This window comes from Porphyromonas crevioricanis (assembly GCF_900167225.1).
Lineage (GTDB): Bacteria > Bacteroidota > Bacteroidia > Bacteroidales > Porphyromonadaceae > Porphyromonas > Porphyromonas crevioricanis.
Window position 1 is genome coordinate 39,436 of record NZ_FUXH01000013.1, and the last position, 13,864, is coordinate 53,299.

The 13,864-nt window shown below is 44.1% G+C and carries 13 protein-coding genes; 5 read left to right on the plus strand and 8 right to left on the minus strand.

All coding sequences use genetic code 11. The features are described from left to right. Positions 1 to 13: 13 nt before the first annotated feature. Positions 14 to 400 (plus strand): MmcQ/YjbR family DNA-binding protein, encoded by a 387-nt coding sequence (locus B5D48_RS07290; protein ID WP_023937016.1) that lies wholly within the window; start codon positions 14 to 16, stop codon positions 398 to 400. Between the two features lie 2 nt (positions 401 to 402). Beyond that, positions 403 to 1,152 carry a biotin--[acetyl-CoA-carboxylase] ligase gene (locus B5D48_RS07295; protein ID WP_023937018.1) on the plus strand — a complete coding sequence of 250 codons (750 nt, stop codon included), beginning with the start codon at positions 403 to 405 and terminating at the stop codon, positions 1,150 to 1,152. Positions 1,153 to 2,081: 929 nt separating this feature from the next. Here the strand turns inward: B5D48_RS07295 and B5D48_RS07305 are convergent. The 8 genes from B5D48_RS07305 to glmS form a co-directional block, all read right to left on the minus strand. Continuing rightward, positions 2,082 to 2,642, minus strand: a complete 561-nt coding sequence (locus tag B5D48_RS07305; RefSeq protein ID WP_023937024.1) for a Fe-S-containing hydro-lyase — start codon at positions 2,640 to 2,642, stop codon at positions 2,082 to 2,084. A 12-nt stretch (positions 2,643 to 2,654) separates the two neighbouring features. Beyond that, complete coding sequence (locus B5D48_RS07310; protein ID WP_036888823.1) at positions 2,655 to 3,497, minus strand: fumarate hydratase; 843 nt, start codon at positions 3,495 to 3,497, stop codon at positions 2,655 to 2,657. 100 nt (positions 3,498 to 3,597) lie between these two features. Further along, on the minus strand, positions 3,598 to 3,918 hold the full coding sequence (locus B5D48_RS07315; protein WP_023937026.1) for a DUF4387 domain-containing protein: 321 nt from the start codon (positions 3,916 to 3,918) through the stop codon (positions 3,598 to 3,600). A gap of 13 nt (positions 3,919 to 3,931) precedes the next feature. Further along, positions 3,932 to 5,311, minus strand: a complete 1,380-nt coding sequence (locus B5D48_RS07320) for an acyclic terpene utilization AtuA family protein (protein WP_023937027.1) — start codon at positions 5,309 to 5,311, stop codon at positions 3,932 to 3,934. A gap of 133 nt (positions 5,312 to 5,444) precedes the next feature. Continuing rightward, on the minus strand, positions 5,445 to 6,689 hold the full coding sequence (locus B5D48_RS07325) for a methylaspartate ammonia-lyase (protein WP_023937028.1): 1,245 nt from the start codon (positions 6,687 to 6,689) through the stop codon (positions 5,445 to 5,447). Positions 6,690 to 6,732: 43 nt separating this feature from the next. After that, entirely contained in the window at positions 6,733 to 8,184 is a 1,452-nt protein-coding gene (locus B5D48_RS07330) for a methylaspartate mutase subunit E (protein WP_023937029.1), read from the minus strand. Between the two features lie 25 nt (positions 8,185 to 8,209). After that, positions 8,210 to 9,598, minus strand: coding sequence for a methylaspartate mutase accessory protein GlmL (glmL, locus tag B5D48_RS07335; RefSeq protein WP_023937030.1), 1,389 nt, complete (start codon positions 9,596 to 9,598; stop codon positions 8,210 to 8,212). A gap of 19 nt (positions 9,599 to 9,617) precedes the next feature. Then, positions 9,618 to 10,031, minus strand: a complete 414-nt coding sequence (gene glmS / locus B5D48_RS07340; protein ID WP_023937032.1) for a methylaspartate mutase subunit S — start codon at positions 10,029 to 10,031, stop codon at positions 9,618 to 9,620. A gap of 656 nt (positions 10,032 to 10,687) precedes the next feature. Between glmS and porV the strand changes: the two genes are divergently transcribed. The 3 genes from porV to B5D48_RS07365 all read left to right on the plus strand — a co-directional run bounded on the left by porV (position 10,688) and on the right by B5D48_RS07365 (position 13,698). Then, a complete protein-coding gene (gene porV / locus B5D48_RS07345; RefSeq protein WP_036888668.1) occupies positions 10,688 to 11,848 on the plus strand; it encodes a type IX secretion system outer membrane channel protein PorV in 1,161 nt (386 codons plus the stop codon). 30 nt (positions 11,849 to 11,878) lie between these two features. Continuing rightward, positions 11,879 to 12,373, plus strand: coding sequence for a 2-C-methyl-D-erythritol 2,4-cyclodiphosphate synthase (ispF, locus tag B5D48_RS07350; protein ID WP_023937036.1), 495 nt, complete (start codon positions 11,879 to 11,881; stop codon positions 12,371 to 12,373). A gap of 1,079 nt (positions 12,374 to 13,452) precedes the next feature. Further along, positions 13,453 to 13,698: a hypothetical protein gene (locus B5D48_RS07365; RefSeq protein WP_023937042.1), complete on the plus strand. Its 246-nt coding sequence runs from the start codon at positions 13,453 to 13,455 to the stop codon at positions 13,696 to 13,698. Positions 13,699 to 13,864: the final 166 nt, after the last annotated feature.

Genomic DNA, 13,864 nt, shown 5'->3' on the forward strand with positions numbered 1-13,864 from the left:
AATACATATTATTATGAACACGCTCCAAGCTGAAGAATACTGCCTCTCTTTCCCTTTAGCCACCGAAGATATGCCCTTTGACGAAGATGTTCTTGTCTTTCGTGTTTCTGGCAAAATATTTGCCCTTACTTCTCTCTCAGCTCGCCCTATGCGCATCAGTCTCAAGTGCGATCCGGATTTGGCAATCCGTTTGAGAGAGAAATATCGTGCTGTAGAGCCTGCTTATCACATGAACAAGAAGCATTGGAACCAAATAGCTCTGCAATCGGATCTTTCGGACGAGCAGATTTGCAAGCTCATACACCATAGCTATTGTCTGATCATAAAGAAGCTGCCTGCATCTGTTCGTAAGGTAGAGCCTTTGGCATCTGTTTGCGATGAATTGATAGAGGAATGGTGATTATGACACATCGATTGTTTCACTTCGATTCCCTACCCAGTACCAATACTTATATCCGTGACGAATTGGCTCGGGGTGTTTGTTATTCCTCACCTACAACCATTGTTGTGGATGCACAACCGGGAGGGCGAGGTCAGCAAGGTAACACTTGGTATACTCCAAGGGGGGAGAACATTACCTTAACGACCTATTTAGAAACAAATCTCAAAGCCACAGAGCAGTTTTTTATTTCCGAATTAGTTGCCCTTGTAGCTTTGGAGACGGTGAAAACCTATTTGCCGGAGTCGGACAAATTAAGTTTGAAGTGGCCAAATGATCTTTATTACGGAGACCGCAAGCTGGGTGGCATCTTGATAGAGCATAGCATTACGGGAGATGGGCTTGACTATTCTCTTTTAGGGGTAGGGATCAATGTAAATGAAACCTCTTTCCCCACTAATCTCCCTAATCCGATATCAATCCGCCAAATATCCGGTCATTCCCATGATATAACCACTCTTGTGGAGCATTACTGCCAAACGTTGGATCTCTATGTGGCAATGCTTGAGACAGCGAAGGGCTTAGATTGCTTGCATCAGGAGTATTTGTGTCATTTATATCGACGGGAGGGCTATCATCCTTATGTTGGTGGAGGATCGCAATTTTTCGCCAGAATAGAACGTGTATTACCTAATGGGTTGATTTGCTTGGAAGAAGAAGGAGGGCAGAGACGGATGTTTGCCTTTAAGGAATTGCAATTTGTGTTGGAATAGTAACTAAGTCTTCCCAAGGCTTAGTTGTTTTTCGTGTTCGGTAGTGTCCGAAAAAGAGTGTCAGCTAAATTTCTCGTCTTTGTGTTTGACATCACTATTTTGGTTGTTTTCTTGTTTGTTCATTCACGCTGGCTAAGCATTTCTCATTACTTAAGTAGACGCAATACTCTTGCGTATGCAGTATGAGGTTTCTCGCAAGTGACCCTCCCTATCAAGAATAGGACTGTTCGCAGCATATAGGGTGGGATGCTCGCTATATTAGGGCTGAGCTTTCCCGTATGAAAATTTTGTGAGAGAAGGGTACTCTTTCAATTGCATCATATTGGAATTGAAACAAGATGAATGATGGCAAGCGGCGTGTTGAACCCTCGCCTCTCAATTGCCCACCGCTGGAAAGTATATTTTCCACAGTTGGAAAGTTTGTTTTCCTCCTTTGGAAAGTTCGTTTTCCTCGGTTGGAAAATAGCTACTCTGGCGCCGGAAACTTTTGCCCGATACGCTTATTAAAGATGGAAGGGGAGTATTCTAAAAAGAGAAATATTTTAGATGAATAGCACAAATTCGATACCTCGTGTCTTTAATTGCAGCACATTAAACTGGTATAAATGAAAAACGAGGATGTGGCATGATTCTGAAATGGATTTTCCAGCTATCAAAAAAAGAGATAAATGACATCTTAATCATACAAGAAAACCGCTATCAAATAGGATTTTATCCTTTTGGTAGCGGTTCTTCTATACAAATGATAGTACTCTTAACTCTAAACAGAATTACGACACACCCTCGTTTGAGTGAATCAATCACATCCCCTTGAAGGTACAATAGGCATTTTAAGGAGCGGATTGATTAGGTTCTTTCTAAATGTAAGCCTCTCCAAGCAAGGTCTCGAAGCTCAGCTCTACGAGCTACTAAATACCTAAGATCTGCTTTCAACTCTTCTCTTCGTAGAGACTCCTACCCTGAGCATAGGCATCCTGTCCATAGCAATCCACAGCAACAATCACAGGCAATTCTTCTACATACAGCTTGCGAATAGCCTCCGTGCCAAGTTCGGGGAAAGCTATTACTTCTGCTTTTTTCACAGATTGCCCCATCAATGCCGCTGCTCCTCCAATTGCAGCAAAAAAGACCCCTGTATACTTTTTCAGACTCTCTACAACTTCGGGAGATCGTAACCCCTTTCCGATCATTACCCTTAGTCCCTCGGCTATCAATCTAGGTGAATAAGGATCCATACGTCCAGCCGTAGTCGGTCCAACCGAACCAATAGCCTGACCGGGTTTGGCCGGACAAGGACCAGCATAGTACACAGCCTGTCCCTCAAAATCAAATGGCATAGATTCTCCTCTATCCAACATCTCCACCAGCCTCAAATGTGCCGCATCTCGTGCAGTATAGATAGTACCTGTGATATAGACCATATTTCCTGCATGAAGGGATCGTATAATATCGGTAGTGAAAGGAGGCGTGATAATTATTTTCTCTTGCATAGCTATTACATTTTAGATAGAACCTTCAGCATGACGGGTCACATGGCAACCAATATTCACAGCTACAGGCAAGCCTGCTATATGAGTAGGTCCGGTGATTATATTTACAGCCATGGCTGTTGTAGATCCCCCGAATCCAGCTGGGCCTATGCCCAACTTATTGATTTCGTCCAACAATTCTTCTTCCAGCTTCGCAATATCCTCCCTTTCACTATGCTGCCCCACTGGTCTCAATAAGGCTTTCTTGGCCATTAAAGCAGCTTTCTCCATCGTACCGCCAATACCTACTCCCACGATAATAGGGGGACAGGGATTAGCACCGGCGTGGCTGACTGTGTCCAAAACAACTTTCTTTATTCCGGGGATTCCTTGAGCTGGGGTGAGCATTTGCAGATCACTTTTGTTTTCACTTCCGAAGCCTTTCGGTGAAACGGTAATACGAAACACATCCCCCGGCACTATCTCGTAGTGAATAATAGCCGGGGTATTATCTCCTGTATTTTCTCGCAAAAGAGCATCTCGGACAACAGACTTGCGCAAATACCCCTTTTGGTAGCCTTGTCTTACACCCTCGTTGATAGCATCTTCTATAAATCCGCCATTGATATGGATATTTTGTCCCATCTCGACGAAGACAACTGTCATACCCGTATCCTGACAGATGGGAGCCATTGTGCTGCGAGCAATCTCTGCATTACGCAAAAGAGTCCCGATAATTTCACGCCCCAAAGGAGACTTCTCGGTTTGTTTTGCTCTCAAAAAGCACTGTTCGATGTCTTTCGATATAACGCAATTTGCCTCTATGCAAAGTCTTTCGACTAAAGATGTAATATCGGAGGCCTCGATATGACGTATCATATTATCTTTCAATACTGTAATTGTAACCTGTGCAAAAAGATAAAAGCGGCAACGGCATTTCCGTCACCGCTTTTGCAAACGCATAAAAAACAGAGTCTTAAAGACTGAATGAAAAGTTCATCAGAGGAGCATGTTGCTGTGCACCATAAACATCAGTCTCACCAAGAGCTCCTGAAGGAATCGGACGAACGATAGTCACCTTGATGGCTTTAGCCGGATCAAAATACACGACATTGAGAATATCCGACTCCGGTATGCTATATAGTTTGGCAAACATAGTAGCATTGATCACCTTGGCATCTCGTACCATATGGTAGGTGTCGAAGTCCTTGAAGATCATATCAAAGGTCAATTCGTATGGACCCGAGTTCTTGCTGCGTATCACAGAAGCAAGATCTCTCAACTTGTATTCTTTCATTGCATTCCTCCTCTTATTTTATCTGACCTTTATCGAATTGCTTGTACTCTATAGGGAAAAGATTGGCAGGATCGTCTACCTTCATTAGGTGGTAAACATTGAACTCAAACACTTCCCCAACATGGCAGTCCGACGGAGAGAAAGGGAAAGCCAGATTTCCTGCCGTGGATATGCGACCTTCATAGCCATAGTGCAACATCGTAGATCGAGCAAAACCACAAATGGTATCAGCTTGAGCTTGAGTAGCAGCCACAGCCTCAATAATGATGAGTAACTCATCCGAGCTTACTTTTTTCTCCTGTCCTGGGAACATGGCCATGACCCCATTCTTACCATAGATCTTGAAATCCAAATGGAAGTCCGTGATACCGTAAGTTTCGAAGTTATTCCGCACTCTTGCTTTCACGGCCTCTACGATCTCATCTATTTTTGAAATCATGATAGGATCTTTTGTTGCAGCAGGAGAAATGGTACGGTATCCCACTTTGCGTACTCCTTCGAGTTTTACATAGTACTCAGAAGTCGGTTCGAACTTAGATCCACTGACTTTCACCATATTGTCCGAGACCTGCTCGAATGTAGTCTGATGCAAATTGATTGCACCTCCGGGACCGGGCAAGATGTAAGGATTGGATTTTTCGTAGAGAGTATGGGCTGCGATAGACAAAGTGGTACATTTACGTGCCGGAGACAAAGGTTCCAGAGTAAAACTATCGTGACGCAGATAGCCGAACATACAGTCACTACCACTACCAGGCAAGGCGCAAATAGCTGCACATTCGAGGATTTTACCAATATGGATAGCTAATCCTTTGGGGAAACCTTCTTTGATTGGCAGAGATGCAAAAACAGACGGATCGTAAGAGCGACCTGCCAGTATAACCTGTGCTCCTTCCTCCAAAGCCTTGATATATGGTTCTTCTCCAATTTGGCATACTATACGTACACTCTCGTCGATGTCAGACTCTGTAATTGCTTTAGCCGGCTTAAGAGGTTCGATTCGGCCCTCTCGCAGATTCTTCTTGACAAATTCCTTATCCAACTCGCTCTCGATAACTGCCAATTTGAAAGAGAGAGCTTTCTCTCTGGCAATTTCCTCTATGATATCCACAGCAAAAGCCACGTGTGGATGTCCACCACAACCGCCAGCAGTACCGATAATAACCGGTATACCGGCTTCCAACCCTGCGGGGATCATTATCTCCAAATCACGTTTTACACTATTGCGATCAGTAAAGGACTTACCCGCTCCCAGATAATATGGACCAGGATCTGTACTTCCGGCATCCACAGCAATCACATGTGGTTTGCGTTTCATTCCCTCGTTAAAAGACTCTATCGGGAAGCCATAGCCCAAAATCGCTGTAGGCGATAAGATTCTGATTTCTTCCATAGTAAGAAGTGATATTTTTCATTGGGAAGGGAACTTCCGCCTCGACTATCCGATCCGAAAAACGTTCGGATCAAGCTGGCACGCTCCGAACAGGCAGGTCAGAACTCCCCTTCGCCAAATATGTGATTAGTGTTTAGAGTACATTCTTCAGTGCAAGTACTCGACTCATCTCGTTGAAAACGATCATATAGCCTTCATCTACACCCATGCCTGGTTTGGCCAAATACTGTACAGGCTGTGTAGCCATGGCAATATGTGCGCATATTTCTGCCGAGCGATTTGTTTCGTTACAAGTACCGCCCAGATAGGCTCCCATCTGGTGATTCTTGCAGTAGATAACGGCTTCAATGGCATTATTGATACCGCCAAGGTCGGGGGTCTTGATTTGAGCCATGTGTCCGGCTTTGGCCTCTGTGAAGTCGATGATATCTTCCAAGGTATTACACCACTCGTCTGCAACGATTTCGGCCTTGATTCCTTTGCTTTCCATTAGTCGGCGTATCTCGGCCAAAGCTTCTATCTGAGCTTGTTTTTCTCCCATATCTACGGGGCCTTCTACTCGAAGTTTGAAAGGAGCAGCCACCTTCTCCAATTCTCCGATATAGTTGGCAATATTTTCGAAGTTGTTGTCAAAGACAAGCCCCAAAGTTCCATATACATCAATGTGGATGGTAGGATTATAGCTTTCAAAAGGCTTGTTATTCAGAATACGGTTACGCAGCCACTCGAGGTAGGCAACTATTTTTTCTCCCTTGAGACCAACTTTCTCTTCCACATGGTTGAAAAGAGCATGAGGCAGTACCTCGGCACCTTTCATGATCATTTTGTCTGCATTCTGGTAACGATCATCACCAGACTGAGAGAAGATGGGGATTAGCTTATCGGAGACTGTCGTGCCATATTCATCGGCAACGACTTGTGCCATAAGCTTGTGTTGGCTCTTGGCTACGGCATCTAGACAAGCCTGTGTCACACCATAACGGATTGCTGTATGATAAATCTTACCAGTGGATGGACTTACGTGCTTGTCCACGATATTGGCCATTTCACGGAAATTGGTGATCTCACGACCCTCGTATAGAGGAGCAATCTCTTTTTCTATGATGGGGATAAAGTTCTCAGCAAGAAATAGTGGATCTCGACCTCCGGCTCCTGAATATTGTACAGCGGCACAGTCTCCATGTGCTATGCTGCCATCTTCGAGCAGGAAGATTACGGAGATAGATTCACCGGCCTGACGTACAGAGCTGAATCCTTCGGTTACAGGGCTGCCGGTGTAGAATGCACCATCATTTTTCGCACCCAACTTGATTGCTTTCTGATCGTCAAAGAAGAACCCCGTCTTCCCCGGCGCACAAATAACTTTCTTGATCTTCATGATAGAATGATACTATATTGTGGTATATGTTGTATTACCTGATTTATTTAGGTCTTCCAACCAGGAAGCCCTTGCCAATGGCATAAACATCGTCTATTACCATGTTGAAGTTTACATCTCGTTTTTCGCTCTTAGCCCTTTCTTCCAGCTTAGCACGATGGAAATCGACCAAATCTTTGTGTAAAGGCAAATGTCCCATTTCAAGGATTCGTACGGCTCCAAAGTTGTCGCGTGCCGGCATCACTTTGCCTGCATTATAACGACTGGGAGCAAATGGAATATCGAGGATACCGGCCTCAAATGCACGCACCGTGCCAACGGCGATGTCTCCACCTCCAAGCTCGAGAACTTTTTCCAAAATACACTTGGTCTCTTCCACAATGATATCTCCCTCGGCTACTACAGCAGGGATAGAGGTAAAGTCTTGGTCACGCAGCATAGAGATAACCTGCTTGGTAGCACGTAATCCCGAAGCGTTGGCCTCTTTGGTCGGCACACCCATCGCTTCGTGAGGAGTCTTTACAATCACTTTGGTTGCTTTGGCCAAAGCAGCTGCTGCCGAACCCCATGAGATAACACCGAAAGCCTTGGCTTCATCTTGAGGGAAACCTCCCATCCACTGGTGGAAGACAGTTGTGATTTTCACCCCTTCGTATCCGAAGCGAGTGAGATACTCAGCTGTTAGCTGACGCAAAGAGCGAAGTGCAGCTACGTCTTGGATCAAGTTTCCACACTGTCCGTAACCAACTGTGATATCCTTAACTCCCTGTTCAGCAGCCAATAGGGTTTCTATCACTGCTACGGCATTGGAAATGCAGGGAGGAATAAGTGTACCGGTAAGAGGGCCAAAGGGTTCTCGATTGATCGATACTCCGGCCTCCTCATACATCCCTACCAATCTGTCTGCATACTGCCAATAGGCAATAGTATGAGCCAAAGAGTGATTTTTGGAATATGGGATATTGTAAGATATACCACCACCTTCATAAGAAGTGAAACCTCCTGCAATGGATATTTCTGTAAGAAGACGGGCGTCAGGTGTACCATGACGTACTTGCACTGGATTTTTTAGGCTGGAGGTAACCCTGCGACAGATATCCACACCATAATTCACGATAGGGAAACCGTTGAGCATAGAACGTCCGCTCTCCTTGCTCTTTTCTATACCAGTTTCCGCCTCTGTATATCGATTAAGACGAGTATAGCTATCTACTGTAGAGGGAAGCAAATCGGCCCCACCTTCGGTTTCAAGGTACTGAAGTAGCTTGATATGCTCTGTATAGAGAGCCACACCGGCTCGAGGTTGGATAAGTGTAACTCCAGCCTTGTCTGCTTGTTGCAGCTTGTCTCCAAAGCGTTTTTCCTCAGGAATAGACTTCTGATATGCTACGGCCTCCTCAAAGTTGACACCGGCACCTGTAGGCCAATGTTGTAGGATTTCCTTGCGCTCGGCAAAGAAGACATCATCTGATAGCTTTTTGTTCTTGATTTCCATACGTAATACGCAGTCCTGCGTCTTATTAGTTGATGGGTACTATTTCTTTTTTCATTATTTCCAGGGCCAGTTCCGGATCTATCGCTGAAAGCAAGCCCATGGAGGCAAAGATGTATCTGCGGTCAAGCAGATAACTGGGATTCTTAGGTTTTGTATGCTTCATGCGAGTCGGATCGTATTTGGCTCCACTAAGGATATAGGCAGCTCTTGGGCTATTGATCAAGACACCTCCGATACCGATTACATAAGGCACATTAGATAAATCTTTACCAGTAAGGGTAAATACCTGACCCATAGGGGTATACACACTTTCTATTTCGCCTGTATGACGCTCCACAGCCAATGAGATACCAGCTTTTGCAAGAGCCTCTTCTATACGATGCTCCACGGTATCTTCCTGTGCCAGTGTGTCGGGATGTTCGGTACAACGAGCGACCCAATCTAAGACCAGAGATTCCTCTATGCCCAGCTCACAAGCTATGGCATACACATCTACTTCATCTCCGAGGGCAGAAAGGCTGTATCTCATACCGAGATCCCCTTCTACTGTCCGTTTGCTGTAGGGCTCTTTCAGACCTTTGATCATCACCGGTTCCACTGTGGGAGCTCCGTCAGACATGGAGTATATATCCGTTGTGGCTCCTCCCATATCCACAGCTACGATATCTCCTACACCAGGCGTATGCTTGGTGCCTTTGCTATAAAGTTCACAGCCATTGAGGACAGCTAAAGGAGTTGGGATAATTTCATAACGAGTATTGGCTTGAGCCTCACTCAATCCTTTTGCCTGAACGATACGAGATATAAACAAGTCTTTGATGCACTGCTTAGCTGGCTCAATGTTGAGTCGGTTGAAAGAGGGCATCACGTTTTCGGTTATGACGTAGTTTTTACCCGAAGCTCTGAATATCTCTTCAAGTTCGTAGGATGCTGCTTTGTTGCCGGCAGCTATGATCGAAAAATCTCTGTCTATAGCAACCAGCCGTCGAGCATTTGCCAATATAACATCCTTATTCCCTCCATCAGTGCCACCACAAAGCAGCACCAAGTCCGGGTTTATTTGGCCAATCTCGTCTTGCTCGGCTTTGGAAATCTCGAAAGCATAGGTTTTGACAACCTTGGCTCCAGCACTGGAGGCTGCCATACGGGCAGCCTTGCTGGTTAGCTCCGGCACCAAGCCCAAAGCTACCATCTTGAGACCTCCTGCAGCCGAACTGCAGCAAAGCAATTCGTCATAAACAAAAGGGGCTCCCAATTGCTGCTCCAGCTTAGCCAGAGCGGATCGGAAGCCATCCATCACATGTGTCTCAATGGTAGTAAAAGAAGCCCCTGTGGCTACGACTTCTCTCTTCTGTGCATCTATAGCCGTAAGTTTGGTATAGGTGCTACCGAAGTCTACTGTAAGGTATTTCATCGCAACAACGGTTGCCCAATCAGGCTACGCCCAAAATAGCATCGAGGTCTCCTATTGTCTGTTCGATTGGCGTTCCGGGAGGATACACCTTGTTAAATCCCATGGCTAAGAACCGAGCTTCTACCTCTTCGAAGTTCTGCTTTCCCACCACCAAATTTCCACCGGCTAAAAGAGGGATATCTTTCAGTCCCGCTTCATTACACTTTTCTCGCAGTCCGTTACAGTCAATTTCTCCGTGACCGTAAAGCGAGGATACCAAGATCGCATCGGCATTGGTCTCTATGGCTGCTTCGATATACTCTTCCTGAGATACCATCACGCCCAGATTCACTACATTGTACCCTGCACCTTGGAGTGCAAACGCAATAATCTTGTTGCCCACAGCGTGCGCATCAGCTCCAATGACCCCAATGATCACTGTTTTTCCATTCATAAGTTACTTCTTCTAAAAAGAACACACCCAAATGACAAATCCGATCGGGGACACACCAAGAGCAAGAATGGTGGCCTCTCGAATTTTCATTTTCACCGGCGACAAAGGTATGTATTATTTTTGCGTCGAAAAACTTATTTACAGCATAAAAAGAGGCTTGATAGAAAGGACGAAAAGGACATAAAGTTGGTATTTATTCAATCGGATATGCAAATAGATATTTTTCCTCCATTTTATCTTAAGAAAGGGACTTAAAAGCAAATACAACCGACCTTGTTGTTTGCTGTTCCATCGACTTATTTTGCTTTTTGCATTTGCATAAACTCCGGATTTTTCTCCCCTTGTTTTCTGAAAATATAAGCTGTGTGAGTTTTTTTAGACTTATAAACAGATATTTCCCTTATCTCTGCTCCCGCATTTTTGATAAAGACCGATATAGAAAAGAGGCTCCTTCAGGATAATGATATTTTTACACCCAAGGATCCAAAACGGTAACAATCTTTGGTGGTACAAAAGCTCCCTCTCCGAACATTGACAATAAAGCGTACTTTTGTGCGTTTATCTCTCGGAAAGAGTCCTGCTCCAAGCAAAGGTTTTTCCAGAGCGTATTGTGATTTTCCTACTATTATAAGATATAGCAACTATTAAAATTGGCAATGAATAAAATCTTTTCTCTCAAATCAGTCCTTTCGCTTCTTGTGGCTGTTGCAGCTATAGGTAGCATTGAAGCGCAAAATTTACGAACAGTATACACAGCAGTTCCCTCCATGCAAATATCGCCTGATGCCAAAGCGGCTGGTATGGGAGATCAGGGAACCTCAACAACCCCGGATCCTTATTCACAATTTTGGAACCTCTCCAAGTACTCTTTCATGCAGAGTAAAGCCGGTGTATCTATCTCATACACACCGTGGCTGTCGAAGTTGGTCAATGATATCTACCTTGTGCAAGGGGTAGGATACTATATGCCCGGGCAAGATGCTAATCAGGCAATCAGTGCTTCTTTGCGTTACTTCTCTTTGGGGAAGCTGACCACTTTCGATGATATGGGGAATTCTTTGGGAGATGCCCAGCCGAATGAATTTGCAATTGACTTAGGTTATTCCAGACAGCTTTCCGAGAGCTTTTCTATGGGAGTGGCACTCCGATACATCCAAGCAGACAGAAGTCTTCGGGATGGGTCAAGTAAAGGAACTGCTTTTGCAGCCGATGTTGCCGGGTTTTTGCACAAATATGTTATGTTGGGGGATGCAGAAAGCTTGTATACCTTCGGGTTCAACATCAAGAATATTGGGACGAAAATCAGCTTTGGGGATAACGCTCGCTCAAGTTTCATCCCCACGTCTCTTAATTTGGGGACTGGTCTGCTCTATCCGTTGGATGAGTATAACACAATTGGGTTCAATGTGGAAGCAAATAAGCTTCTTGTGCCCACCCCTCCACATAGAGGAGACATGACGGATGAGGAATACCAAAAACAAAGAGACGAATACAGAAACACCAGTTCGATAGCCGGTATTTTCAAAAGTTTTTCCGATGCACACGGTGGCTTCAAAGAGGAGTTTCAGGAGGTGAATTGGTCTTTGGGGATGGAGTATAGCTATGACAACCGCTTCTTCATTCGTACCGGTTACCACTATCAACATCCTGACAAGGGTAACTTATCCTATTTCACGGCTGGAGCCGGATTTAAGATGAATGTTTTCCGTGTGGATGCTTCCTATCTGATTTCTACAGTACAGAACAACCCTCTGGACCAAACCCTACGTTTTACATTGGCTTTTGACATGGACGGCATTAGCAATCTTTTGCGTTGATGTATCTATTTCCAGTAAAGTTCACATCTCATGTCCTCAAATAACTGTCTTTTCCGAATCGGCTATGGCTATGATGTGCATCGTTTAGAGGCTGGACTCCCTTTGTGGCTGGGTGGCATAGAAGTGCCACACACGCACGGTTTGCAAGGGCACAGTGATGCAGATGTCCTTTGTCATGCAATCTGTGACGCCCTGTTGGGAGCTGCAGCTCTCGGTGATATTGGTATACATTTTCCTCCTTCGGATGACACATACAAAGGTATTGACAGCAAAATCTTATTGTCAAAGGTGGTAAGTCTGCTATTTGAGGAGGGCTATACAGTGATCAATGTTGATGCTACCATATCAGCTCAATGTCCTAAATTAGCTCCTCATATTCCGGCTATGCGTCAGACTTTAGCAGCCATCCTCCGGTTGGAGATTTCAGCTGTGTCTATCAAAGCAACCACAACAGAGAAATTAGGCTTCGAAGGACGACAGGAAGGGATATCTGCTTCTGCTGTGGCTTTGATAACGCGGATATAAGCCCCTCAGAAGGCTTATGTCCCCCTCAACAGCCCTTTCCCTTCTCTTTTTTCATAAATTGTGATGCCTGTCAAGAGCCCATAATGGCTCTTGACAGGCATCTTTATTTTGAGAGGATTGAAAGCAAAAGATTGAAGTAAGAGCGATGGATTCTCTCTTACTTTCACTTTCAATTATGAGACCGTTGCACAGTCTCTGAAAGACTATTTCAATAGCCTTTTTGCTGAACCCTGTAGAACGTGGCAATCATGAAGACATTGAGATCAAGGAAAAAGAGATCATACTCCAAATCTGAACACCGATAATAATACATCGAGCACCGTATTGTACAACAGTCTCAATTCTTTTCTTTCCGGATTGTGCAGTCCCATACATTCATTTCTTATTGGATTTCTTCGAGCTTATTTGAGTTCTGTATGAATGCCTGATCTGTATTATTATATTTGTATATGTGTTTTTATGTTTCTCTCCTAAGGTGCTTTTAATGCTCGAATCAGGGATATTTTGACCCTGTTTTCTCTCCCTTTTTTGAGGTTGAGAGGAGTCACCTTTTGCTAACATAGGAGAGAACAAAAATTCTCTCCTGTGAAAAAAATTGCTCTCTCCTATGTTAGCAAAATTTCTCTCAGGAGAGAATTTTGACCCTCCTGAAATGCCCTATTCATCGGTATTTTGGAAGGTGGCTGTGATGAGTGTAAAAAGGAATGTGTTCTCCTATTCTCAGAGTCTTTTTCTCCTCTGTTTTTTGGGTTTTCACTGCAAGCGAAAGTTTACAAAATATATCATGTTTAATAGCGAGAAGAAAGAGGCTTTTGAACTCCAACCCCCTTGTAGATGATTCTTCCAAAAACAGTGAATTCTTTACCTATACCCCAGAAAGAACTCCCTAAAAATCTATCTCGCTCTGTACCGATGCCCTACATTGAGACAAAGAGCTAATTTGGGAAGGTGATAACCCAAAATCGTCTTAATTAAAGACCGATGTCAACTCTTTAGTTACAATCCCAATTGATACGAATCTTATGTAGAATTAACCATGCGTTTATTAACTTGGGGCATTTATAAGGATTATTTTTCTAATGAAATTCTCGAGGAATAATATTGTCACATTAGTGCCATTCTTGGGAGGGTTGATAGGAGCATTATTTGCTATTTTCGATAGCCTTATTGTTTACATGGATACCGCTCCAATAGATGAAATGCTTCTGCAATCATTGCTCAATAGTGTCAGTTTGGACTCCATCCTGAAGATATTCGTATATGCTATGGTCGGGGTTTTGTTGGGCTTTATACCCTTTTTCTTCTATTCCCCAAGAGACCGGTAAAGCTATCCAACAGTAAGGAGATTTACTATTTCAAAACTGTTGTGTAGCACTTGAGCTGTTTCCTATTTTTCAATTCCAATATGGTGCGATTGAGAGTTCATTCAAGTAAATCATACTAACAAAACAATTTGGTTTCAATTCCAATATGGTGCGATTGAGAGAGATG

What these genes read in the sequence shown, in the direction of transcription:
- B5D48_RS07325 (WP_023937028.1), bottom strand. Translation starts at nt 6,689, where the DNA reads ATGAAGATCAAGAAAGTTATTTGTGCGCCGGGGAAGACGGGGTTCTTC.
- glmL (WP_023937030.1), bottom strand. Translation starts at nt 9,598, where the DNA reads ATGAAATACCTTACAGTAGACTTCGGTAGCACCTATACCAAACTTACG.
- B5D48_RS07290 (WP_023937016.1), top strand. Translation starts at nt 14, where the DNA reads ATGAACACGCTCCAAGCTGAAGAATACTGCCTCTCTTTCCCTTTAGCC.
- ispF (WP_023937036.1), top strand. Translation starts at nt 11,879, where the DNA reads ATGTCCTCAAATAACTGTCTTTTCCGAATCGGCTATGGCTATGATGTG.
- B5D48_RS07305 (WP_023937024.1), bottom strand. Translation starts at nt 2,642, where the DNA reads ATGCAAGAGAAAATAATTATCACGCCTCCTTTCACTACCGATATTATA.
- B5D48_RS07295 (WP_023937018.1), top strand. Translation starts at nt 403, where the DNA reads ATGACACATCGATTGTTTCACTTCGATTCCCTACCCAGTACCAATACT.
- B5D48_RS07330 (WP_023937029.1), bottom strand. Translation starts at nt 8,184, where the DNA reads ATGGAAATCAAGAACAAAAAGCTATCAGATGATGTCTTCTTTGCCGAG.
- porV (WP_036888668.1), top strand. Translation starts at nt 10,688, where the DNA reads ATGAATAAAATCTTTTCTCTCAAATCAGTCCTTTCGCTTCTTGTGGCT.
- B5D48_RS07365 (WP_023937042.1), top strand. Translation starts at nt 13,453, where the DNA reads ATGAAATTCTCGAGGAATAATATTGTCACATTAGTGCCATTCTTGGGA.
- B5D48_RS07315 (WP_023937026.1), bottom strand. Translation starts at nt 3,918, where the DNA reads ATGAAAGAATACAAGTTGAGAGATCTTGCTTCTGTGATACGCAGCAAG.
- glmS (WP_023937032.1), bottom strand. Translation starts at nt 10,031, where the DNA reads ATGAATGGAAAAACAGTGATCATTGGGGTCATTGGAGCTGATGCGCAC.
- B5D48_RS07320 (WP_023937027.1), bottom strand. Translation starts at nt 5,311, where the DNA reads ATGGAAGAAATCAGAATCTTATCGCCTACAGCGATTTTGGGCTATGGC.